General features: G+C 59.7%; 19 protein-coding genes and 1 pseudogene. 12 read left to right on the forward strand and 8 right to left on the reverse strand.

Translation table 11 applies throughout. The features are described from left to right. Positions 1 to 37: 37 nt before the first annotated feature. The 4 genes from xdhC to G3A56_RS14385 form a co-directional block, all read right to left on the reverse strand. Positions 38 to 892 (reverse strand): xanthine dehydrogenase accessory protein XdhC, encoded by an 855-nt coding sequence (gene xdhC / locus G3A56_RS14370; RefSeq protein ID WP_082182773.1) that lies wholly within the window; start codon positions 890 to 892, stop codon positions 38 to 40. Positions 893 to 904: 12 nt separating this feature from the next. Next, the gene (xdhB, locus tag G3A56_RS14375) at positions 905 to 3244 is read right to left on the reverse strand and encodes a xanthine dehydrogenase molybdopterin binding subunit (RefSeq protein WP_082182772.1); all 2340 of its coding nucleotides are present in this window, start codon (positions 3242 to 3244) and stop codon (positions 905 to 907) included. A 200-nt stretch (positions 3245 to 3444) separates the two neighbouring features. Continuing rightward, positions 3445 to 4914, reverse strand: coding sequence for a xanthine dehydrogenase small subunit (gene xdhA, locus G3A56_RS14380; RefSeq protein WP_082184489.1), 1470 nt, complete (start codon positions 4912 to 4914; stop codon positions 3445 to 3447). 138 nt (positions 4915 to 5052) lie between these two features. Then, positions 5053 to 5829, reverse strand: a complete 777-nt coding sequence (locus G3A56_RS14385; protein ID WP_082182771.1) for a 3-hydroxybutyrate dehydrogenase — start codon at positions 5827 to 5829, stop codon at positions 5053 to 5055. 28 nt (positions 5830 to 5857) lie between these two features. Here G3A56_RS14385 and G3A56_RS14390 point away from each other — a divergent pair, with 28 nt between their 5' ends. From G3A56_RS14390 to sbmA, 5 genes are all read left to right on the forward strand, one after another. Beyond that, positions 5858 to 6013 carry a hypothetical protein gene (locus G3A56_RS14390; RefSeq protein WP_246231009.1) on the forward strand — a complete coding sequence of 52 codons (156 nt, stop codon included), beginning with the start codon at positions 5858 to 5860 and terminating at the stop codon, positions 6011 to 6013. Between the two features lie 48 nt (positions 6014 to 6061). Continuing rightward, positions 6062 to 7123 carry an LLM class flavin-dependent oxidoreductase gene (locus G3A56_RS14395; RefSeq protein ID WP_082182769.1) on the forward strand — a complete coding sequence of 354 codons (1062 nt, stop codon included), beginning with the start codon at positions 6062 to 6064 and terminating at the stop codon, positions 7121 to 7123. 54 nt (positions 7124 to 7177) lie between these two features. Then, a complete protein-coding gene (gene map, locus G3A56_RS14400) occupies positions 7178 to 7930 on the forward strand; it encodes a type I methionyl aminopeptidase (protein ID WP_003494464.1) in 753 nt (250 codons plus the stop codon). Positions 7931 to 8253: 323 nt separating this feature from the next. Next, the gene (locus G3A56_RS14405) at positions 8254 to 9444 is read left to right on the forward strand and encodes an MFS transporter (protein WP_082182767.1); all 1191 of its coding nucleotides are present in this window, start codon (positions 8254 to 8256) and stop codon (positions 9442 to 9444) included. Positions 9445 to 9620: 176 nt separating this feature from the next. Next, positions 9621 to 10898: a peptide antibiotic transporter SbmA gene (gene sbmA, locus G3A56_RS14410; RefSeq protein ID WP_003494470.1), complete on the forward strand. Its 1278-nt coding sequence runs from the start codon at positions 9621 to 9623 to the stop codon at positions 10896 to 10898. 209 nt (positions 10899 to 11107) lie between these two features. Here sbmA and G3A56_RS14415 read toward each other — a convergent pair whose 3' ends face one another. Continuing rightward, complete coding sequence (locus G3A56_RS14415) at positions 11108 to 12091, reverse strand: polysaccharide deacetylase family protein (protein ID WP_082182766.1); 984 nt, start codon at positions 12089 to 12091, stop codon at positions 11108 to 11110. A gap of 149 nt (positions 12092 to 12240) precedes the next feature. Between G3A56_RS14415 and G3A56_RS14420 the strand changes: the two are divergent. The 5 genes and pseudogenes from G3A56_RS14420 to G3A56_RS14440 all read left to right on the forward strand — a co-directional run bounded on the left by G3A56_RS14420 (position 12241) and on the right by G3A56_RS14440 (position 16730). After that, positions 12241 to 12824 (forward strand): annotated as a pseudogene (locus tag G3A56_RS14420) (NnrU family protein). 155 nt (positions 12825 to 12979) lie between these two features. After that, the gene (locus tag G3A56_RS14425; RefSeq protein WP_082182765.1) at positions 12980 to 13651 is read left to right on the forward strand and encodes a tetratricopeptide repeat protein; all 672 of its coding nucleotides are present in this window, start codon (positions 12980 to 12982) and stop codon (positions 13649 to 13651) included. Between the two features lie 133 nt (positions 13652 to 13784). Further along, positions 13785 to 15215, forward strand: coding sequence for a ribosome biogenesis GTPase Der (der, locus tag G3A56_RS14430; RefSeq protein ID WP_003494480.1), 1431 nt, complete (start codon positions 13785 to 13787; stop codon positions 15213 to 15215). Positions 15216 to 15388: 173 nt separating this feature from the next. Further along, positions 15389 to 15997 carry a DUF2026 family protein gene (locus G3A56_RS14435; protein ID WP_082182764.1) on the forward strand — a complete coding sequence of 203 codons (609 nt, stop codon included), beginning with the start codon at positions 15389 to 15391 and terminating at the stop codon, positions 15995 to 15997. A 121-nt stretch (positions 15998 to 16118) separates the two neighbouring features. Further along, positions 16119 to 16730 carry a hypothetical protein gene (locus G3A56_RS14440; RefSeq protein WP_164056479.1) on the forward strand — a complete coding sequence of 204 codons (612 nt, stop codon included), beginning with the start codon at positions 16119 to 16121 and terminating at the stop codon, positions 16728 to 16730. 202 nt (positions 16731 to 16932) lie between these two features. Here the strand turns inward: G3A56_RS14440 and G3A56_RS14445 are convergent, their stop codons facing one another. Then, positions 16933 to 17982 (reverse strand): bifunctional monoglucosyl/glucuronosyl diacylglycerol synthase, encoded by a 1050-nt coding sequence (locus G3A56_RS14445; RefSeq protein ID WP_082182763.1) that lies wholly within the window; start codon positions 17980 to 17982, stop codon positions 16933 to 16935. 385 nt (positions 17983 to 18367) lie between these two features. Next, complete coding sequence (locus G3A56_RS14450; RefSeq protein WP_164056674.1) at positions 18368 to 19288, reverse strand: sugar kinase; 921 nt, start codon at positions 19286 to 19288, stop codon at positions 18368 to 18370. Positions 19289 to 19443: 155 nt separating this feature from the next. On the opposite strand from G3A56_RS14450, the gene bglA reads away from it, so the two are divergent. Then, complete coding sequence (gene bglA, locus G3A56_RS14455) at positions 19444 to 21108, forward strand: beta-galactosidase BglA (RefSeq protein ID WP_082182762.1); 1665 nt, start codon at positions 19444 to 19446, stop codon at positions 21106 to 21108. Continuing rightward, the gene (gene aac(6'), locus G3A56_RS14460) at positions 21105 to 21563 is read left to right on the forward strand and encodes an aminoglycoside 6'-N-acetyltransferase (RefSeq protein ID WP_082182761.1); all 459 of its coding nucleotides are present in this window, start codon (positions 21105 to 21107) and stop codon (positions 21561 to 21563) included. The genes bglA and aac(6') overlap by 4 nt, the downstream gene beginning before the upstream one ends. Positions 21564 to 21871: 308 nt before the next feature. Here aac(6') and ade read toward each other — a convergent pair whose 3' ends face one another. Then, positions 21872 to 23566, reverse strand: coding sequence for an adenine deaminase (ade, locus tag G3A56_RS14465; RefSeq protein WP_082182760.1), 1695 nt, complete (start codon positions 23564 to 23566; stop codon positions 21872 to 21874). Positions 23567 to 23708: the final 142 nt, after the last annotated feature.

Here is a 23708-nt window from a genome sequence, read left to right on the forward strand (position 1 = left end):
CCGGACAATCTGGCGGATGAAAGCCTGCCCGACGGGCTCAGGCGTGATCTTGGCCTTGAGGATGGCCGTGTCGATTTTCGTTGCGACGGATTTCGGCAGCGGAAAATGCTTGCAACAACTCGGCTGCCACAAGGGCCGCTATGACGGCGGGGCGCTTGTCCCTGACGCTATTGCCACCGATGGGCAAAGTGAGTTTTGCAAGGCGGGAAGGCGGTTCGCCCTCCCGCTCCAGCCAATGGGAGAAGGTGGCGCGTTTGGTCTTTGAACCGATCATGCCGACATAGGCGAGATCGTCGCGGGCAAGCGCTTCCTTGGCTATGAGGAAATCGAGCGCGTGATCATGTGTGACGATGATCGCTGCCCCGTTTGCCGGGATTTTCGCGACGAGCGCCTCCGGCATGGGAGTGAGCACGGATGTGGCATCGGCTGGAAGATCGTGCAACTCCGTTTCCCGCGTCTCCACCACTGTCAGCGTCAGGGGCAGCAGCGACAGCGCTTCCGCCAATGCCTTGCCGACATGACCAGCCCCGAAAATGAAGACAGCGGGCTGCTGTTCGGCTTCGCCTTTCAACCGCGTCTCAAGAGCGACCCCGATCTCCTTCGTCACCCGCTGGAAGCGGATGAGGGTGCGGCCGCCGCAGCATTGGCCGATTTCCGGGCCGAGCGGAATATCCATACGGTCTTCGGCCGTACCGCTCCTCAACATGGCGCGGGCATGGTCCATCGCCATATATTCGAACTGCCCGCCGCCGATCGTTGCCCACAGCGCATCCTGGCTTACCAGCATGAAGGTTCCGGCTTCACGCGGCGATGAGCCTTTGACAGCCTCGATTTCCACGAGGATCGCGGCGGAGGAGCGGGCAAGGAAGTTGGAAAGGGAGGTGTCAGGCATTTGTTGGCCCCCTCACACCTTCTTCAGCCGTTCCACCGCCATCAGAACCCGTTCGGGCGTTGCCGGCGCATCGAGGCGCGGGCAGACCTTGTAGTCGGCGACGGAGGCGACGGCCATGGAGAGGGCTTCGAGAACCGAGATCGCCAGCATGAAGGGCGGTTCGCCCACGGCCTTGGAACGGCCGATGGTGGGTTCGGCATTTTCCGCCCATTCCGCCAGTTGCACGTTGAAACTCTTCGGCCGGTCGGAGGCGAGCGGGATCTTGTAGGTGGAGGGTGCGTGGGTGCGCAGCCGTCCCTTGCCATCCCACCACAATTCTTCCGTCGTCAGCCAGCCCATGCCCTGCACGAAGGCGCCTTCCACCTGGCCGATATCAATGGCCGGGTTCAGCGACTTGCCGACATCGTGGAGGATATCGGTGCGTTCCATCAGGTATTCGCCGGTCAGCGTATCGATCGACACTTCCGAGCAGGCCGCGCCATAGGCGAAATAATAAAACGGTGTGCCACGGCCGGCGGCGCGGTCCCAGTGGATTTTCGGCGTCTTGTAAAAACCGGCGGCGGAAAGCTGCACACGGGCGAAATAGGCCTTTTTGATGAAATCGTTGAAGGCGATTTCCTCAAGGCCGATGCGCACCCGGTTCGGCAGGAAGACGACTTCTTCTTCCGGCACGTTCCAGTTCTCGGCGGCGAATTTGACCAGCCTTTCGCGGATCTGGCGGGCGGCGTCATAGGCCGCCATGCCATTCAGGTCCGTACCGGAGGAGGCGGCTGTAGCGGAGGTGTTCGGCACCTTGCCCGTAGTCGTTGCGGTGATCTTTACCCTGCCGATATCCACCTGGAAGGCATCGGCCACCACCTGCGCCACCTTGGTGTAGAGGCCCTGGCCCATTTCGGTGCCGCCATGGTTCAGGTGGATGGAGCCGTCATTGTAGATATGCACCAGCGCACCCGCCTGATTGAAGGCGGTCATGGTGAAGGAGATGCCGAATTTGACGGGAGTGAGCGCGATGCCCTTGCGGATGATCGGGCTCGTTTTGTTGAACTCGATGATCGCCTCGCGTCGCGCGCGGTAGTCGCTGGAGGTTTCCAGCTCCTCGACGATGCGGGCGATGATATTGTCCTCGACCTCCTGATGATAGGGCGTCGTGGTGCGGCCCGAGCCGGTCTCGCCGTAGAAATTCAGCTTGCGGATATCGAGCGGGTCCTTGCCCACCGCATAGGCGATTTCCTCGATGAAACGTTCCGCGCCCAGCATGCCTTGCGGGCCGCCGAAACCGCGAAAGGCGGTGTTGGAGACGGTGTGGGTTTTCAGCGGCCGCGAGGTGAGGTGCACATGCGGATAGAAATAGCTGGAATCCGCATGGAAAAGCGCGCGATCCGTGACCGGGCCTGACAGATCGGAGGAAAAGCCGCAGCGGGCGGCATAGGTGGCGTCGACGGCGTGGATGCGGCCTTCCTCATCGAAGCCAAGCTCGTAATCGACGCGGAAATCGTGGCGCTTGCCGGTGGCGGTCATGTCCTCGTCGCGGTCCGGGCGGATTTTCACGGCCCGGTTCAGCTTCTTGGCGGCGATGGCGCAGAGGGCGGCGAACTGGTTGCCCTGCGTTTCCTTGCCGCCGAAACCGCCACCCATGCGGCGCACTTGCACCGTGACGGCATTGGACGGCACCTGCAGGATATGGCTGACAATGTGCTGGATTTCGCTCGGATGCTGGGTGGAACTCCACAGCGTCACCTCGTCATCCTCGCCCGGCACGGCCATGGCGATGTGGCTTTCGAGATAAAAATGCTCCTGCCCGCCGATCCGCATGGTGCCGGTGAGACGGCGGGGTGCGACATCCATTTCGATCTTGGCATCGCCACGCTTAAGCGTCATCGGATCGATGACCAGCGCGCCGTCATTTTCAATCGCCGTGTCGATATCGGTGAAATGCGGCAGGTCCTTATAAGCGACCTTCGCCTTGCGGGCCGCCTTTCTGGCGATATCGCGGGTTTCGGCGAAGACCGCGAAGATCGGCTGGCCGTGGAATTCGACCTTTGTCTCGGCCAGCAAAGGTTCGTCGTGACGGCCGCCTGACGAGACATCGTTTTCGCCGGGCACATCCTTGCCAACCATGACCCACAGGACGCCCGGTGTAGCCTCGACTTCGGACAGGTCCATGGAGACGATTTCCGCATGCGCCCGGTCGGAAAGGCCAAGCGCGCCGTGAACGAGGCCGGCGGGTTCGGGAATATCGTCGATATATTCGGCGCTGCCCGTCACATGTTTATGGGCGGAATCGTGCCGGAGCGAGGCGTGTACAGGGCCGTCGATTTCGGTTTTGGTCTTGTCGAAGCTTGTCGTGTCCATGGTTCAAGCCTCCCCTTCATCAATTGCGGCATATGACAGCGACAATAAACCCTCATTCCTGTGCTTGTCACAGGAATCCAGCCAGCCCAAGTCTTTGGGCTGAAAGGGTTGTCTCGTCGCGCAGACGCGCGCCAGCTGGATTCCTGTGACAAGCACAGGAATGAGGGAGGTTGTGGGTGTCGCCAACGTCATCGTCATCGTCACGCCTCCGCCAATGCGAAACGGCTGAGTTCCTGCTTTTGCCCCGAAGTCTCGAGGAAGAACCGCGTCAGCAGGTTCTTGGCCGTCAGTTGCCGGTATTCGGCGGTGGCGCGCCAGTCGGTGAGCGGGGTGAAATCATCGTCCAGCGCATCACGCGCCGCATCGATCGTTTCCTGTGACCACTCTTTGCCGAGAAGTGCCGCCTCAAGATGCGCGGCGCGTTTCGGCGTGCCGGCCATGCCGCCAAAGGCGATGCGGATATCTTCGACGGTGCCGTCGGCATCGAGCGTCAGGTTGAAGGCGGCGCAGAGCGCGGAAATATCCTCGTCGCGCCGCTTGGAGATTTTGTAGACCGCGTAGTGGCTTTCGGCTTTCTGGAACGGGATGAAGAGTTTTTCGACGAATTCGCCGCTCAGCCGGTCCTGTTTGCCATAGTCGATGAAGTAGCTTTCCAGCGGCACGGTGCGGCTGCCGGAGGAGGAGCGCAAGGTGAGCGTTGCTCCAAGTGCGATCAGCGCCGGCGGGGTATCGCCGATGGGCGAACCGTTGGCAATATTGCCGCCGATGGTTCCCATGTTGCGCACCTGCTCGCCGCCGAGACGATCGAACAGCCGGGCAAGCGGCGGGAAATGTTCCGTCACGGTCTTGAAGGCCTGGCTGTAGGTGACACCGGCACCGAGCGTGACGCCATTCTCATCCACGACAATACCCTGCAGGTCCCCGAGATTGTTGATGAAGATGACGGGGTTCAGTGCCCGCATCTGCTTCGTTACCCAGAGGCCGACATCGGTGGAGCCGGCCACGATGGTCGCCTTCGGCTCGGCGGCATAGATATCGGTGAGGTCAGACAGTGTCGCCGGAATGATGGTCCGATCCTCGCCGCGCGTCACCACGATCGTCTCGTTGGCGCGGATTGCCCAGAGCCTTGCCATGATATCGGTGCGGTCCCGTTGCAGCGGGTCGAAGAGCGCGCTCGGGCGGGCGGCGGCGATCTTTTCGGCGGCCCGCACGATCGGCTCGTAACCCGTGCATCGACAGAGATTGCCTTGCAGCGCCTTTTCGATATCGGCGCGGGCAGGGTTTTCGCTGGAAAGCCAGAGGCCGTAAAGCGACATGATGAAGCCCGGCGTGCAGAAACCGCATTGCGAACCGTGGAAATCCACCATCGCCTGCTGCACCGGGTGCAGCGTACCGTCGCGCGCGGCCAGATGCTCGACCGTCACGATATGGGTGCCGTGCAGCGAGCCTAAAAAGCGGATGCAGGCATTGACGCTTTCATAACGCAGCGAGCCATCCAGCAGCCGCCCGACCAGCACCGTGCAGGCGCCGCAGTCGCCTTCGGCGCAGCCTTCTTTCGTCCCGGTCAACCGTCTTTGAAGGCGGAGATAGTCGAGAAGCGTGTCTGTCGGTCCAAAATCCTGCAGCGAGATCGTTTCGCTGTTGAGGATGAAGCTGATCGCGTCGTTCATGCAATGCCTTGCTTTTTTGTCCGGCTGCCGAGCCGGTTTCTTGTCATTATCCCTGCGCATCATATGCACGCCCACGCGCGCATATCGATTTCCGTTTTGGCAATTCATTGTTTCTAAAACGGAAAGAAAATTCGGTAATTATTGCGCCGTCCAGCCGCCATCCACGGAAATATGCGTTCCCGTGATGTTGCTTGCGGCATCGCTTGCCAGAAACAGCGCGGCGGCGGCCACGTCATCGACGGTGACGAATTGCTTGGTCGCCTGCAATTCCAGCATCACATCGTTCTTCACCGCTTCTTCGCTGATGCCGCGCACCTTCGCCATTTCCGGTATCTGTTTTTCGACGAGCGGCGTCAGCACATAACCGGGACAGATGGCGTTGACGGTGACGCCTGTCTGCGCAAGTTCAAGCGCTGCCGTCTTCGTCAGGCCCATGATGCCGTGCTTGGCCGCCACATAGGCCGATTTGAACGGCGAGGCGACGAGACCGTGGGCGGATGCGATGTTGATGATACGGCCTTTTCCGGCCTTCTTCATCAGCGGTATCGCAGCCCGCATGGTATGGAAAGAACTGGTCAGATTGATGGCGATGATCCAGTCCCATTTCTCCGGGGGAAATTCCTCGATGGGTGCGATATGCTGGATGCCGGCATTGTTGACGAGCACATCCACCGAACCGAGTTTTTCGTTGGCGGAATTGATGAGATCGGCGATCTCGTCCGGTTTCGTCATATCCGCCGGGTGGTAAAGCACACGCCCGCCGCTTTCGGCTTCCAGCAAAAGGCGGAGTTTTTCAATTTCGTCCTCGTCGCCAAAGCCGTTCAGCACGACATTGGCGCCCTCCCTCGCAAATCGCTGTGCGATGCCAAGGCCGATACCGCTTGTGGAGCCTGTCACGATAACTGTCCGATGCATGCTTTCCCCTTTTTGCATTACTTCGCACATGTTTAAGCAGGTTATGCCCAAAGGGGGCGGGCTGGCAATCGTCATTTCGGGCGCGATTTCGGGGGATGCCCGCAAGGGACATAAAGTGGCCGCGCCCATCCATTTTTTCGAAGCTAAGCATCCAGATTTTGCGCCAGATTTTGCATTTGTCTGAAGGGCCGTCCGTCCCTATCTCTCAGACAATCAAACAGAGGTATCGTCTATGGAACTCGGTCTTTACACATTTGCGGATGTCAATCCCAACCCCGCCGATGGCCGTGGGCCGGAAGGTGCGCGCCGGCTGCGGGAACTCATTGAGGAAATCGAGCTTGCCGATCAGGTCGGGCTCGATGTTTTCGGCCTCGGAGAGCATCACCGCCCGGACTATGTCGCGTCCTCACCCTCCACCGTGCTTGCGGCGGCGGCGGTGAAGACGAAAAACATCCGCCTCACAAGCGCCGTCTCGGTTCTGAGTTCGGATGATCCGGTGCGGGTCTTCCAGCAGTTCTCCACCGTCGATCTGCTGTCGAACGGCCGCGCCGAGATCATGGCCGGGCGCGGTTCCTTCATCGAATCCTACCCGCTGTTCGGTTACGACCTCGAAGACTATGACGTGCTGTTTACCGAAAAGCTCGATCTGCTCTTGGCGCTGCGCGAAAACGAGATCGTCACCTGGTCCGGCACCAAACACCCGGCCATCAACGGTCGCGGGGTCTATCCGCGTCCCCTTCAGGAGCGTCTGCCGGTCTGGATCGCGGTTGGCGGCACGCCGCAATCGGTGGCGCGGGCAGGGGCCATGGGGCTGCCGGTGGCGCTTGCCATCATCGGCGGCGAATATCGCCGTTTCGCGCCGCTGTTCGATCTCTATCATGAAGCCGCACGCCGGGCGGGGCAGGAAAAGACGAAGCTGCGCACCAGCATCAACGTACACGGCTTCATTGCCGACACCACCGACAAGGCGGCGGACCAGTTTTACGGGCCGCAGGCGGAGGTGATGAACCGGATCGGTCGCGAGCGCGGCTGGGGCCCGACGAACCGCGCACATTTCGATGCGTCGCGCGGGCCGGAAGGCAATCTCTTCCTCGGCGAACCGGAACTGGTGGCGGAAAAGATAATCAAGGCGCACGGCGTTTTCAGGAATGACCGTTTCCTGTTGCAGATGGCCATCGGCCTGATGCCGCATGACCAGATCATGCGCGGTATCGAGCTTTATGGTACGAAAGTCGCCCCGATTGTCAGAAAAGAATTGACGGGAAGCGCCGATCCGGTGAAAGCCACGGCCTGATTATTACCAAGGCGGGTATCTCGATACCCGCCATTCGGAACGACGGACAGAAACATGGTCATCTCCACCGACGAAGAACTGGTTTTGCTGAAGGATATCGGCCGCATCTGCGCCGTGGCCATGCAGACCATGGCGGATGCGCTGGAACCTGGCATTACCACCGCCGAGCTGGATGCGATCGGCCGCAAGGTGCTGGAGGACAATGGCGCGCAATCGGCGCCGGAGTTCTGCTACCAGTTTCCCGGCGCGACCTGCATCAGCGTCAACGAGGAAGTGGCGCACGGCATTCCCGGCCCCCGCATCATCAAGGCGGGCGATCTCGTCAATATCGATGTCTCGGCGGTGAAGAACGGTTTCTTCGGCGATACGGGCTCGTCTTTCGCCGTGCCGCCGGTGAAGAAGGAGATCGAGCGGCTTTGCCGCGATGGCAAGCGCGCCATGTGGACCGGCCTGCAGCAGGTGAAAACCGGGCGGCCCTTTGCTGACATAGGCAATGCCATCGGCTCCTTCGCGAAAAAGAACCGCTATACGCTGATCACCAATCTGGCGAGCCACGGCATCGGCCGCTCCCTGCATGAGGAGCCGAAGGAACTGGCGACCTGGCCGGACAAGGACGAGCGGCGGATCATGAAAGAGGGCATGGTGTTCACCGTCGAGCCTTTCCTGTCGACAGGCGCCTACTGGGCGGAAGACGGCGACGACGATCCGTGGACGCTCTACAGCGACCCGAGTGCGCCGACCGTGCAATACGAACATACCGTCGTGGCGACGAAAAACGGGCCGCTGGTGCTGACGCTTGCGGAGTGAGGGGTGGAGGCGCCATTGTGTCCGGCGTAATGCCGTGGCCTGGTGCGTCAGTCACGAGGCTTGCGCTCTATTAATCGACGTTTCTTCACCCTCATTCCTGTGCTTGTCACAGGAATCTAGCCAGCCCAAGTCCTGGGGCTGAAAAGACCCCTCTCGCCGCGCAGACGCGCGTCGGCTGGATTCCTGTGACGAGCACAGGAATGAGGGTGGATGAGGATGCGCAGGCGACAGGGTCCTTGCATCTCGTACCAATAAAGACCGCTTATAACGCCGATCAAAATAACTCGCTTGTCGCTTATCCGCCCGGTTGCGATAAGCCAAGCATGAGCATCGACAAGCCACTTTCCGCTAGGCATCTGACTGCGCTCGGTTTCGCCGGCGCCTTGATGATGGCGTCCGCCATGGGCTTCGGCCGTTTTTCCTTTACCCCCATTCTTCCCGGCATGATGGCGGATGTTCCGCTTTCCGCGGGCGATGCGGGTATCGTCGCGGCGGGGAATTTCGCCGGTTATCTGGCGGGTGCGGTTCTCGCCGCCTATTCGTGGGGCTCGGGACGGGAAAGGCTGGTCGCGCTTTGCGGCCTGTTTTCCACGGCCACGCTGCTGCTTGCCATGGCCGCCTTCAACTCCGTTGCGGCTTTCACCGTCATCCGGTTCCTGGCCGGTGTCGCCAGTGCGCTGACCATGATCTTCACGTCGCAGATCGTCATCGGCCATGCCATGAAGGCGGGCAAGGACCATATTCAGGCGCTGCACTATGGCGGTGTCGGTGCCGGCATCGCGATTTCCTCGCTCGTGGTCTATCTCATCGGCGTCGTTTTTGATGGCGGCGGCGCTTCCTGGCGACAGGAGTGGATCGCAGGCGCCGTCTTTTCCTTCGTCACCTTCCTTCTTGTCTGGCGGGTGCTGCCCGCAGGGCCTCCCCGGCATGCCTCTTCGCTGGCGGAACCGCCGCTCAAATGGACGAAGCCGCTCTTTCTGACGACGCTTGCCTATGGGCTGTTCGGCTTTGGGTACGTCATCACCGCCACCTTCATCGTCGCGATTGCCCGCATGGCCGCCGCCGGTGCTTTCGTGGAGTTTCTGGCCTGGTTCGTCACGGGCTGCGCCGCCGCCGTCTCGCTTTTCCTCTGGAAGCCGGTTTTGAAGTCGCAGGGCCTGAAGCGTGCCTTCGTGATCGTTCTTGCCCTGGAGGCCGCAGGCGTTTTTGCGTCCGTCATGTTGCCGCCGGTGCCGGGTGTGCTGGCGGGCGGTTTGCTTCTGGGACTGACCTTCATGGTCATCACCGCCTATGGCCTGCAGCTCGGCCGGGAATTTGCAGGACCAAGCCCGCGCCGCGCCTTCGCGCTGATGACGGCGGCCTTCGGCACGGGGCAGATCGTCGGGCCACTCGCCGCCGGCTGGATTGCCGAAGTGACGGGAAGTTTTACCGCGCCAAGCATTCTCGCATCCGCCGTGCTCGTCGCCAGCATTCTTCTGATGCTGCCGGTTCTCGCCACGGAGCGGCAACGCTAAGCATCCTCACCGGGGCCTGATTCACGGTATTTTGCGGGGATTGCGACGCCATCTGCGCCTTACATCTTGTTAAGGTCGTCGCTTCTCCGTTGCTGTGCACAAATTTCTGCCCTAGGTTCGGGCCAACAAGTGCTTCGCCAATAATGGCTGACTTCAAACGCGCGTGAGTTCAAAACGTGTTTCATTCCTTTTTCCCAAAACCGAAATTGTTTTTTACCTCGGCTGCGCTGTGGACAGTCGTCTGTATCGCGGTGTGGTACAGCGTCGGACCGCAAATGGGTGCTGCTCTCGGAATGCCGCCCCTGGCGCCCGGGGAAACCGCGCCGCTTGGCATCGCATATTTCTTCTCCCGTGATAACGTCTGGTTCTACCTCTATTTTACGGTCTTCGTGGCGATATTCGGCGTCACCTGGCAAATCATTGCCAGAGATCATCCTTGGAAAAACTGGTCGATCTGGGGTTCGGCGTTCATCATTTTCATCGCCTATTTCGCCGTTCAGGTTTCTGTTGCGATAAATAACTGGCGTGGTCCCTTCTTCGACCTGTTCCAGCGTGCGCTGGAGAGCCAGCCCGGCATCACAGCGTCGCAGTTCTATTCACTTCAGTTGCGTTTTCTCGAAATCGGTATGGTTGGCGTGGCGATGAACGTCATCACCGCCTTTTTCACCAGCCACTATGTGTTCCGGTGGCGCACCGCGATGAATGATTTCTACCTGTCGAAGTGGGAGAAGTTGCGTCATATTGAAGGTGCCTCGCAGCGTGTGCAGGAAGATACGATGCGATTTGCCTCGATTGTCGAGGGGCTCGGTGTCGTCCTGATCAACTCGGTCATGACGCTGGTCGTGTTCTTGCCCCTTCTGTTTCAGATGTCAGCGCATGTCACAGAGCTACCCCTCCTCGGCGCAATTCCGCATTCGCTTTTCTGGCTTGCGCTGTTGTGGTCTGTTTTCGGCACGGTGCTGCTCGCCGTGGTCGGCATGAAGCTGCCGGGCCTGCAATTCCGCAACCAGCGTGTCGAGGCGGCTTTTCGTAAGGAACTGGTCTATGGTGAGGACCATGAAGACCGTGCTCAGCCACCGACCATGCGGGAACTCTTTGCGAATGTGCGCAAAAATTACTTCCGCATGTATTTCCACTATCTCTATTTCAACGTTGCCCGCTACACCTTCGGCCAACTTGATGCCCTTATTCTGACATTCATGCTCATACCCACCATCGTGGCAGCCAAGATCACGATGGGCATCTGGCAGCAGATTGCCACCGCCTTTGGACAGGTCAGCGACAGCTTCCAGTATCTGGTAAGTTCCTGGTCTACGATTATCGAGCTTCTTTCGATCCGCAAACGTCTGGTTGCGTTCGAATCCGCGATCGAAGACCAGCCCCTGCCGGATATCGACGAGCGCTATCTGCAGCGGGAAGCGGAAGCCGGAGAGATGGCGGCCAACAAACCCTGACGAAAAAAGGCGGCCGATTGGCCGCCTTTTTAATTCTAATTAGTATGCAAAATTTCCTGCGTCATCCTCGCCTTGAGACGAGGATCCGCAGTCGATTGAAAGCATGGATCCTCGGGTGGAGCCCGAGGATGACGTCCAGTTTGGAGAGGGGGATTGTCATCAAACTCATGGCGGCCGACCGGTCGCCATTTTTTGTATGACGAGAGCTTTCAGCCCTCAGTTTTCTGTTTCCTGCGCGCCTCGATCATCGGCATGGCCTGCGCATAACTCACGCAGGCGACATCGTCTTTCCGGCAGACTTCGCGCAGCAGCCTTTCATAGGCGTTCCAGTATGCGCCGCCGTTCATTTTCACGAAATGGAAGCCCATCTGCAAGGGGATGCGTTCGCCATTATATTGCCTGTCGAAAGCGTTGCGGAAAGCCGTATAGGCGCGTTCCTCGAATTCCTGCGCCCTGTCCGGCGTCTCGACGCCGATGGAGTGGCGGATGAAGAGATTATAGTCCATGGCGATGATCGGGCGGTTGCCGGGACCTTCGGGTATGAGCGGCAGGCCGAAATGCTGGATGCCGTCGCGCTCCACCGGCCATTCCGGCCCCTTGGTGACGCTCGTGGCGTCATAAACGAAACCGTGCTTTTTCTGCGCGGCGGTCAGCGCCGGCCCCTGTGAGAGATAGGGCGCGCGAAAACCGTTGATCTTTTTCACCATGTCGCGCCAGCCCTCAGGTTCCTCACCCTTCTTGCCGATCATCTGCCAGGCGTTTTCCAGCGTGCTGGTGAAGGTGGTGAATTCGCCGTCCCATTGCTCGGCGCTCCATTGGCCGCCATCGAAATGGCCGCAGGTGTGGTTGCCGATTTCGTGGCCTTCGCGATAGGCCGCCCAGATGTTTCTGAGCCGGGCTTCCACCTCCTCCTGCGACTGGCCGAAGCCGACATTGGAGCGGCCGGCCTTCTGGCCGGGGCCCTGATAGGTCTTGGCGCTGGTCTTGCGGTCCATCACCAGCGTGCAGGCGAGGAAATAGGTGAAATGCGCGCCGACCTCCTTCGCCGTCGCGCGGCTTCTTTCCCACAGCGTATTATCGCCCGCGCCGTCGAAGGAAACGATGACGAGCTGCTTCGGCTTCTCCGCATTTTCGGCAAAAGCGGGAAAGGCAAGGCAGAGCGACAGGGAAAAGGCGGCAAAGGGGCGATACATCAGTCATCCGTCATATGAAACACCATGGCCTTTTGCGGGTGGAATAAGGCGAAGCTTTGAATAAACTGGCTTTTTTACGTCTTTCAGCCTAATTCGTTTCTGCGTCGCGGTGACAGCGCCGCTTTCGTTCCATCGGGGGACCACGTTCCATGCTCTTTCTCGTAATCTGTCTTGCCCTGTTTTTCCTGACGCATCTTCTGAAGGTGTTTGCGCCGCAATTTCGCGCGCGGATGATCGCAAGGCTGGGAGAGGGGCCTTTCAAGGGCCTGTATTCTCTTGCAAGCCTCGTTACGCTTGGTCTCGTCATCTATGCCTTTGGCGAGGCGCGGCAGGAGACCGGCATGCTCTGGTCGCCGCCGGTCTGGACGAGCCATCTCGCCGTGACCCTGATGCTGCCCGCAATGATCTGTCTTATCGCCAGCCTCATACCGGCTGGCCACATTGCCACTAAAACCAAGCATCCGCTCATTCTTGCGGTCAAGATCTGGGCGCTCGCCCATCTTCTGGCCAATGGCGAGACCTCTTCGATCCTCCTCTTTGCGTCGTTCCTCGCCTGGGGCGTGGTGATGCGGATTTCGCTGAAGCGTCGGGAAAGGGCGGGCGAAAAAGTGGTGCGGGACTTCGTTTCGAGCCGGTATGATCTGGTGGCCGTTGTCGGCGGCATCGTTCTCTGGGGGCTTTCATCCTGAAACTGCACGAATGGTTGATCGGCGTTCAACCGATCGCCATGTAGGAAATCGACGTTTCCCCCTTACATATCAGGCAAAATAGGCTAGAAGGCCGACCATGACCCGGTCGACTTCGCTTTTGCTTGCCCGGGTAAGCGGCTTGGTATGTCCGCGGACGGATGGATCGGTGACGATCTCCGCGCGGGTAACGGAGAATTTGATGGCAAACGAGAATGATACCTTTATCCGCGAAGTGAACGAGCAGATCCGTTCCGAGCAGCTGTCGCGCTTCTGGGGCCGTTACGGTATCGTGGTCGTTGGCGCCGCCATTCTCGTGGTTGTGGGCGCTGCCGGCGCCGGCATCTACGAATATTGGAACACCAGCCGCGCTTCCAATTCCGGCGACCAGTTCCTTGCGGCGCTGAAGCTCGCTTCGGAAAACAAGACGGACGATGCGCTGAAGGCCTTTGCCGATCTCGAAACGTCCGGCCACGGCAATTATCCTGTTCTGGCGAAGTTCCGTTCCGCCACGCTGCTGTCGCAGAAGGGTGATGCGGCCGGCGCCATCGCCGCCTTCACCGCCATCGGCAACGATACCTCCGCACCGCAGGTCTTCCGCGATACTGCCAAGGTGCGTGCGGCGTGGCTCCTGGTCGACAACGGTACCTATGATCAGGTCGTCGCCTTGGCCGAACCGCTCAGCGCCGAAGGCCAGACCATGCGCGCATCCGCCCGCGAGGCGCTCGGTCTTGCCGCTTACAAGGCCGGCGATTTCGTCAAGGCCAAACAATGGTTCGAGCAGATCGTCGGCGATGCGCAGGCACCGCGCAACGTGACGAACCGCGCGCAGATCATGCTCGACAATATCACCGCTTCAGGCAAAGCTGCTTAACGCCGCTTCGCCACGCGAGATCGCCCCGGCATTTCTCCGCATTGCCAAAGCGATCTAACTCTTTATTTTACGCATGTCTTTTGCCCAAAACAGGTAACGTTTTGGGCAGACTTGCTTCAAGGAACAAAGATCAATGAGCTTCACCGTCGCCATAGTCGGGCGCCCCAATGTCGGCAAGTCCACGCTTTTCAACCGTCTGGTCGGAAAGAAGCTCGCCTTGGTGGACGACACGCCGGGCGTGACCCGTGACCGCCGCCCCGGCGAGGCGAAACTCGTCGATCTGCGCTTCACCATCATCGATACCGCCGGTCTGGAGCAATCCGGGCCGGAAACGCTTCAGGGCCGCATGTGGGCGCAGACGGAAGCGGCGATTGACGAAGCCGATGTCACGCTTTTCGTCGTTGACGCCAAGGCAGGCCTGACGCCGGCCGATGAAACGCTGGCCGAAATGTTGCGCCGTCGCGGCCGGCCGGTGGTTCTGGTGGCCAACAAGTCCGAGGCACGCGGTTCGGATGCGGGCTTCTACGACGCCTTCACGCTGGGTCTCGGCGACCCCTGCGCCATCTCTGCCGAACACGGGCAGGGCATGATCGACCTGCGCGACGCTATCGTCGAGGCGATCGGTGAAGATGTCGCTTTCCCGCCTGAGGTGGACGAGGCGGAAACCGATATCGTTCTTCCGCGCCCTGAGCCCGGCAGCGAGGAAGAGGAAGACGAAGAGCCCGTCTATGACGAGACCAAGCCGCTGCGCGTCGCCATCATCGGCCGGCCGAATGCGGGCAAGTCCACGCTCATCAACCGTTTCCTTGGCGAAGACCGCCTGCTGACCGGCCCGGAAGCCGGCATTACCCGCGACAGTATCTCCGTCGAGTGGGACTGGCGCGGCCGCACCATCAAGATGTTCGATACGGCCGGCATGCGCCGCAAGGCCAGGGTGACGGAGAAGCTGGAAAAGCTTTCGGTGGCGGATTCGCTGCGTTCCATCCGCTTTGCCGAGACGGTGGTGATCGTGTTCGACAGCACCATCCCCTTCGAAAAGCAGGATCTGCAGCTGGTCGACCTCGTGATCCGCGAAGGGCGCGCCGCCGTGCTCGCCTTCAACAAATGGGATCTGGTCGAAGACCCGCAGGCATTTCTTGCCGATCTGCGCGAAAAAACCGAGCGGCTTCTGCCGCAGGCGCGCGGCATCCGTGCCGTTCCGATTTCCGGTCAGACGGGCTACGGCCTAGACCGGCTGATGCAGAACATCATCGATACGGACAAGATCTGGAACCGGCGTATCTCGACTGCCAAGCTGAACCGCTGGCTGGATTCGCAGACGACACAGCATCCGCCGCCGGCCGTTTCCGGCCGTCGTCTCAAGCTGAAGTACATGACGCAGGTAAAGGCCCGCCCGCCAGCCTTCATGATTTCCTGCACCCGACCGGAAGCCATTCCGGAAAGCTATACGCGTTACCTGGTCAACGGGCTGCGTAAGGATTTCGACATGCCGGGCGTACCGATCCGCGTGCATTATCGTGGCTCGGATAATCCGTTCGAGAGCAAGGCGAAGAAGAGGCGGTAATCTTACGCGCGGGCAGACGTTGACTACTGGGTCTCCTCGCATCGAAGGTCATCCTCGGGCTTGACCCGAGGATCCACAACTCTCTGATTTTGCTGACGTGCTTGGATCCTCGGGTCAAGCCCGAGGATGACGCCGAGCGAAAATAACAAATCAGCGAAAAGGTATAGGGCATCATGTTGATCAAGCAGACCGACTATCACCGGATTTACCGGGTCATCAACAGCCTGCTCGTCAGCCAGAATGCCGATCCCGCTTCGGCCTCCATGTATTTCAGCACCTTTGGCGCGTTCATCCTGCAGCAGCATTACAAGGTCAAGGCCGTGCCGAAGGGCGGGCTCGCCGCCTATAATCTGGGCGGTACGGTCCTGCTTTTCGCCGATCACCGCGAAGACGGTTATGTGACGGGTGCGGGCGAGAATTTCCATTGCTGGGTGGAGGCGGATGGCTGGGCGATCGACTTCATGGCGCCCGCTTTTTCACAAGGCTCCGATGCGCTTTCGGTGCCGGCGAAAATGTTTCAGCGTCCTCTGTCGGCAATGTCGGCGTCCATCAACGATCTCGGGCAATCCGGCGATTTCTTCTACCGTTCCGAGGCAGAGGCCACGGCCAAGCGCTTCGCCGACTGGCACAGACAGGCGATGATCGGCGATATGGCAAGCGTTGCCGCCAACTGGTTCCGCAAATCGCCAAAACAGATGGCCGCATCGCTTTCGGTGACGGATCGGGACGGCAAGTCGCGGACTGTGCCGCTTTCCGGCCAAATGCTCACCGGAGCATGGTGAAGGCAAGCTACGCCGCACGAGGTCGATCCCGAAGGTTTTGGCAGCAAAAGGCCTTTTGATTTATAAGGGCAATCGTTGCTACAAGACTGAGCTTCAACAGCGACGGGATTGATGTGCTCCTATGGCCGATGACACCATTTCAATAAGCTTCACGCCCGACCCGAAACATGTCCCCGCCTATGTCTACGGCTACCAAAATCAGGCCTATGAAAATTACAGCATGATTTTCGATAAGGCCTGGGCTCGCCACTTTGCCTCGGCAAGGGTCAAGCTGTCATTGTTTGCGGGACTGGCCGCCGGATTTATCTATTCCATGAGCCTGCCGTGGTTCCCGGGCGTCTGGCCGGTTGTCGGTTATTGGGTTTTCGCACCCGCACCGTTTGTGGCTCTTGTCATCTGGTACATCATCTGGCAGGGCGCAAAAAGGGAAGCGAAATCCTATTACGAGGTTCTGGCGCACTGGAATATCGCAAATGAGCGAATGTATTCGCCTCACTCGCAGATCGAGATCGGACCTGACGGCTACAAGCAGGTCACACGACTGGATACCGTGCAGCTGAGCTGGGCACGCTATCATCTCGCAATCACGCCGCCGGACAGTCTGGTGCTGGTTTTCCACGGAACGGTGGTTGTCATACCCAACAGTGCCTTGCCGATGGCTGCCAAGGACATTGTCGAGAAGATTAATCATTGGAGCGCAGCCCAACAAAAAGAGCTTCTTCCCTTGCCCTGAAGCGGCGTTTCGAAGGGTATGGCGGGATATCATCAGGAAACAGGACGGCCAGCGTGTCCTCGCGGCAGCCGCCTGACGTCAATCAGCAGCCCGACCCCGTTCTATAGATAACGGCGGTCGCGTCCTGACCGTCTTGTGACACCGCCGCTCCGTTTCGTCTACCGTTCGCAGATAAAATGTCGGGGATCGACGCGTATTCGTGTCAGGCAAGCTGCGAACGGGACAGGAGCGGCAGGGATTTTCCGGCGGCGTGGATGACATTGTCGAGGAATTGCCGTGACGCCTTTTCCCAGCTGTAGCTTCTGGAAAGCGCCAGTGCCTCCTGCGGCGAGCAATTGAGCGCCGCAAGACAGGCATCGCGAAGATTATTGTCCAGCGCGCCGGCAGCGGGGTTGCCGCCGAGAATATCGATCGGGCCGGTCACCGGAAAGGCGGCTACCGGCACACCGCTCGCCAGCGCTTCGAGAATGGTGTTGCCGAATGTATCGGTCTTCGAGGGGAAAACGAAAACATCGGCCTGCGCATAGGCATCGGCCAGCTCTTCGCCGGTCTTGACGCCGGTAAACAGCACGCCGGGATATTTTTCCTGCAATTCGTGGCGGGCAGGGCCATCACCGATGACGACCTTCGATCCGGGCAGGTCGAGCTCGAGGAAATCCGGCAGGTTCTTTTCCACAGCCACGCGTCCGACCGTCATGAAGATCGGTCTCGGCAGATCGAAAGGCAGCGTGGATTTCGGGCGGGGATGAAACAGTTCGGCGTCGATGCCGCGGCTCCAGCGCTTCAGGTTCTTGACGCCACGGGCTTCCAGCTCTGTCTCAAGGCTCGGGGTGGCCACCATGCAGGTGTTGCCGCCATTGTGGAACCAGCGCACGAAAGCATAAAGCCAGCTTTCCGGGACGGGGAAGCGCGCTGCTACATATTCGGGAAAGCGGGTGTGATAGCTGGTGGAAAAACGCACGTGGTTCTTCACGCACCAGCGCCGCGCCATGAAACCCAGCGGCCCTTCGGTGGCGATATGCACGAAGGAAGGCTGGCTTTTTTCAATCTCCGCCGCGACACGGCGATAGCCTGCGACAGACAGGCGGATTTCCGGATAGGTCGGGCAGGGAATGCTGTAAAAGCTCTGCGGCGTGACCATGCGCACATCCACGCCCAGCCGCGCAAGTTCGGTATTGGTGTTTTCTATCGAGCGAACCACGCCGTTGACCTGCGGGTGCCAGGCATCTGTGACAATCGTGATTCTCGTCATGAAACACTGATCCTGCTCATCTGCGCACGGGCGATTCCCCACCACCCGGCTTCCGCCCGTATATGCGGCGTGCGTGTTACAGGATCATGTCAGGGTGAATGAGGGTAGAGAAGCGGCCTCTGTGTGTAGTTTCAAGGCACACGGCGGGTGACGTAGTTGTTGGCTTCAGCGCGGTATATTTGAAGCTTGCGGTTGTCCGCAATGTTCTCTTTTGTCCTCATCCCTGTGCCTGTCACAGAGATCCAGCCAGGCCAAGTCCTTGGGCTGAAAAGACTCCTCTCGCCGCGCAGACGCGCGTCGGCTGGATTCCTGTGACAAGCACAGGAATGAGGGAGCGCGGGGTAGCCCACCCCGAAAATCCGCGTTCGCTCAGTTTGGCTGAACGTTATCCCACCAGCGGAAGAAGCTCGGGGCTGATCAGCGCGCCGTGGTGGCCGATGACGGTTGCGGCCGCTCTTGCAGCAAAGACGGCCGCCTCTTGCGGTGAGCTGCCCGTCACATAACGGGCGAGGAACGCGCCGTTGAAACTGTCGCCGGCGCTTGTCGTGTCCACCACCTCCACGGCCTCCACGGCCGACGCATGGCTGCGGTTGCCGCCGAAATCGAGCGTCGCGCCCTTTGCGCCGTCCTTGACGACGACATTGGCGACGCCGAGCCCGCGGTAGCGGTCGATGGTCACTTCCACGGAGCCGTCACCGAAGTGGCTGGCTTCATCGTCAAAGCTCGGCATGACAAGCGTCGCGGCGCGCGCGCCGTTGGTGATCGTCTCCAGCATCGCATCCTTGTCGGACCAGAGGCGCGGGCGGATATTCGGGTCGAAGACCACGGGTTTGCCGGCGGCTTTCGCCCGGCGCAGTTCGGCCAGGAAGGTATCGACATCGTGGCGCGAGGAGAGAATGGCAAGCGTGATGCCGGAAAAATAGATGACGTCGGCGTTTTCCACCGTCCTGCGCAGGTGATCCGCATCGGCGGCAAGCTGTCTTGCAGCAGCGGCGTTGCGCCAGTAGCTGAAGGTGCGCTCACCATCTTTGAGGTTGATCAGGTAGAGACCGGGCGTGCCACCCTTGATGCGGCGGATTTTTTCCGTGCCGATGCCGGCGTCCGCGATAAAGGCCAGCATGTCTTCCGAAAGAGGATCGTCGCCGAGCGCTGTGAAATAATCCACGGACCAGTCTTCCGGCAGGCAGGCACGCGCATACCAGGCCGTATTGAAGGTATCGCCAGCAAAACCCTTGCGCAGAAGCCCGTTTCCGGCCTGCGAGAGTTCCACCATGCATTCGCCAATCGACAGAAACCGTCCGCCCACGCCATCGTCCTCCTCTTGCTGCATCTTCGGGATTACGACGACAGGCGGTGCCTGACAAGCCCGCTTCGAGGTGATTTTGGGCATTTGCGAAGTTCCGGTTTACGCAAGGGCAGCTGCTTTATATTCTCGCGCCAACCCTCACCAGGAGATCGCTCATGCCGAAAACCCATGCCCCGGTCCACAAATCCCAAGCGCAATCGGACTGGTGGAGGGGAGCGGTGATCTATCAGGTCTATCCACGATCCTTTCAGGACACCACGGGCGACGGATACGGTGATCTTGCCGGGGTGACGAAGCGGCTGTCCTATATTGCCTCGCTCGGCGTAGACGCCATCTGGCTCTCGCCTTTCTTCACCTCGCCCATGGCCGACATGGGTTATGACGTTTCAGATTATTGCAATGTCGATCCGATGTTCGGCACGCTTTCGGATTTCGACGCGCTGATGGCCGAGGCGCATCGGCTGGGGTTGAAGGTCATCATCGACCAGGTGATTTCGCACACGTCCGACCAGCACCCCTGGTTCGTGGACAGCCGTGCAAGCCGCAGCAACAGCAAGGCCGACTGGTATGTCTGGGCCAACCCCAAGCCGGATGGGACCGCACCCACCAACTGGCTTTCCGTGTTCGGTGGGCCGGCCTGGGAATGGGACGGGGTGCGCAAGCAATATTACATGCACAGCTTTCTCGCCTCGCAGCCGGACCTCAATTTCCACAATCCGGATGTTCAGGATGCGCTTCTGGAAACCGTGCGGTTCTGGCTTGATCGCGGCGTGGACGGTTTTCGTCTCGATACCGTCAATCATTATTTCCACGACAAGCTTTTGCGCGACAACCCGCCGCTTTTCGACGAAGAGAGTTTTGGTCTCGACGCATCCGACGTCAATCCCTATGGCATGCAGGATCATCTCTACGACAAGACGCGGCCGGAAAACGTGGCGTTTCTCCAGCGTTTCCGCGCGCTTCTCGATGAATATGAGGGCCGCGCCACCGTGGGCGAGGTGGGAGACGGCGCGCGGTCGCTGAAGACGGTTGCGGCCTATACGTCCGGCAACGACAAGCTCAACATGTGCTACACCTTCGATCTCCTGGGGCCGGATTTCAGCGCAAAACACCTGCGCGGCTCGGTCGAGACTTTCGGCAAGGTGGTGACGGATGGGTGGGTGTGCTGGGCCTTTTCCAACCACGATGTGGTGCGCCACCTCAGCCGTTTTTCTGAAGGCACGGAGGAGCAGACCCGGGTTGCGAAGCTCGCCATCTGCGTTCTCGCCAGCCTGCGCGGCTCGATATGTCTTTATCAGGGTGAGGAGCTGGGTCTGACGGAGGCTGAACTCGCCTTCGAGGATCTGCGCGATCCCTACGGCATTCGTTTCTGGCCAGCATTCAAGGGCCGCGACGGGTGCCGCACGCCGATGGTGTGGGAGACCGGTAAACCGAATGCCGGTTTTTCGAGCGCTGAAAAGCCGTGGTTGCCGGTGCCCTATGCCCACGCCATGCAGGCGGCGGATGCACAGGAGCGGAAGCCCGACTCGGTTCTGAACCACTACCGCGCGGTCTTGTCCTTCCGCAAAACCCATGGTGCCCTGCGCGACGGCGATATGAATTTCATCAAGACCAACCTCGACGTGCTGGCCTTCACGCGCCACAAGGGTGATGAAAAACTGCTCTTCGTCTTCAACCTGACCCGCGAGGCGATAGAGTTTCCGGTGCCGAAGGGCATGCGGGTCACCGATATCCTGCCGATGCCGGGCTTCGAGCCGTTGTTCGACGCCGGTATCGTGAAGCTTGAGGCGCTGGATGTGTTTTGCGGGGTCGTCGCATGAGCGGGCAATTCGTCATCAAGGCAGCCGACGCGGCATCGTTGGACGATTGGTCCCTCCTGCGGCACCGCTTATGGCGCGATGCCTCGCCTGCCGAACACAGCGAAGAATTGCAGGACCTCTCCGACAACGAGGCCGGATTTATTGCCTATAATCTGGCCGGAGTGGCCATCGGTTTTGCCGACGTCAGCCTGCGACAGGATTATGTCAACGGATGCGACACCTCGCCCGTGGCCTTTCTTGAAGGCGTCTATGTGGAGGGGGACTTTCGCGGCCAGGGCGTCGCCACCGCGTTGATCGCCGCGGTGACCCGCTGGGCGGTCGGCAAGGGTGTAAGCGAGCTTGCCTCCGATGCCGATATCGCCAATGTCGATTCACACCGCATGCATGCGGCGCTGGGGTTTGAGGAGACCGAACGGGTGGTTTATTTCCGTAAGCTGCTGCCATCGGGGTCATAACTTGTCGATGCTTTTAAGCCAGCCATTTTAGCAATCTTTCCGCTTCGCGTTGTCTGAACGGGTGTTTTCACGCCAACGTTGTCCGTGAGGTCACTCCGGCTCTTTTATGCTCATTCCGGGAATTTGCATCGGACGGAAGTGGCAGCTATGTCGACAAGGCAACGGGAAATCACGCCTATTTTGGCAGGGTCGCGGGCAAATATTATTACGTGACCTGGCCGGTAGAAACGAAAACCTAAGTCTGCTCTCGCCGCCTTAGATACCTAGATCAGGCGTATTCCGCTGCTTCCGGCCGATAAGCTTCATCGTCAGATCAGCGCAAACCGATCCACATCCACCATGCCCATGTCTGAAATCTTGAGATGCGGGATGACCGGCAGGGGCAGGAAGGCAACCTGCAGGAAGGGTTCCTCCAGCGTCGTGCCGAGTGCATAGGCGGCCTTGCGCAGGGTGTGAAGCGTATCGCGCACCGTTTCGTAAGGTTCGAGGCTCATCAGGCCGGCGACGGGAAGCGGGATTTCGCCGGTTACCTTGCCGTCTTCGACCACCACGAAACCGCCCTTGATTTCACCGAGCCGGTTGGCGGCCAGCGCCATGTCGTCCTCGTTCACGCCGACAACGCAGATATTGTGGCTGTCATGGCCGACGGTGGATGCGATGGCGCCTTTTTTCAGGCCGAAGCCCTGCACGAAGCCGTTGGCGTGGTTGCCGTTCTTGCCGTGGCGTTCGATGACGGCGACCTTGATGATGTCGTTCTCGAGATCGACGGTCGTCTGGTTGCCATCCGTCGGCAGCCTGTAGCGGCGGTGCTCGGTAATGATCTTGCCGGGAAGCACGCCCATGACGGGGGTCTCGCCTTCGGTAACCGGCACGCCGAAATGGGAGGCCAGCACCGGTCTTGCCTTGACGCTGTCGAGGCCGACGGGCGCGACCGGCTTGCGGGTGGCAAACAGGGCGTCATCGACGATGCGGCCGCCGGAAAGCACCATGCCTGCCTTGCAGTTCTGCAGGCTGTCGATCACCACGAGGTCGGCGCGCCAGCCGGGAGCAATGAGACCGCGATCGCGCAGGCCGAAGGCCTTCGCGGCGGAAATCGAGGCGGCACGGTAGATGGCGAGCGGTTCCACGCCGCTGGCGATGGCCGTTCGGATCATATAATCGAGATGGCCCTGTTCGGCGATATCGAGCGGGTTGCGGTCATCCGTGCAGAGCGCAAGATAAGGCGAAAGGCGCTCGGTGATGACTGGCATCAGGGCATGCAGGTCTTTCGAGACCGAGCCTTCGCGCACCAGAATATGCATGCCCTTGCGGATTTTCTCCAGTGCCTCGGCAGCGCTCGTGCATTCATGTTCGGTGCGGATGCCGGCCGAGAGGTAGCCGTTCAACGCCGTTCCCGAAAGCAGCGGCGCATGCCCGTCTATATGCTGGCCCTGAAAGGCTTCCAGCTTCGCCATGCACACCGGGTCCTTGTGGATGACGCCGGGAAAATTCATGAATTCGGCAAGCCCGATGACCTTCGGATGATTGCGAAACGGCAGCAGTTTTTCGATCGGCAGATCGGCGCCGGAGGTTTCCAGATGCGTTGCGGGCACGCAGGAGGAGAGCTGCACCCGGATGTCCATGATGGTTTCCATGGCGCTGTCGAGGAAGAACTGAAGCCCTTCCTCGCCGAGTACGTTGGCGATCTCATGCGGGTCGCAGATGGCCGTGGTGACGCCATAGGGCAAGACGCAGCGGTCGAATTCGTGCGGCGTGACGAGCGATGATTCGATATGAAGATGCGTATCGATGAAGCCCGGAACGACGATTTTTCCGGAAATATCGATTTCCCGGCGACCATTGTAGCTTTCGCCGGTTCCAACGATGGTATCGCCGCAGATGGCGATATCAGAGGCAACTAGTTCTCCCGTCACGAGATCGAAGAATCGTCCGCCTTTGAGGACCATATCTGCCGGTTCACGGCCTGTACCTTGATCGATGCGCGTTTCAAGTTTCGAATTCATGCGGGTTTTCTTCGGCTCCTGGTTTACGTCGTATGCGAGAATTTACAGTATTTACATTCTTGGGTTGTTTCTTGAGTTATTCATGTTGATTCTTTGTGTTTTAAATATAACGGGAGTAAAAAATTTTCATATTTGTGTTATC

It is taken from the genome of Rhizobium oryzihabitans, from assembly GCF_010669145.1.
GTDB classification, from domain to species: Bacteria; Pseudomonadota; Alphaproteobacteria; order Rhizobiales; family Rhizobiaceae; genus Agrobacterium; species Agrobacterium oryzihabitans.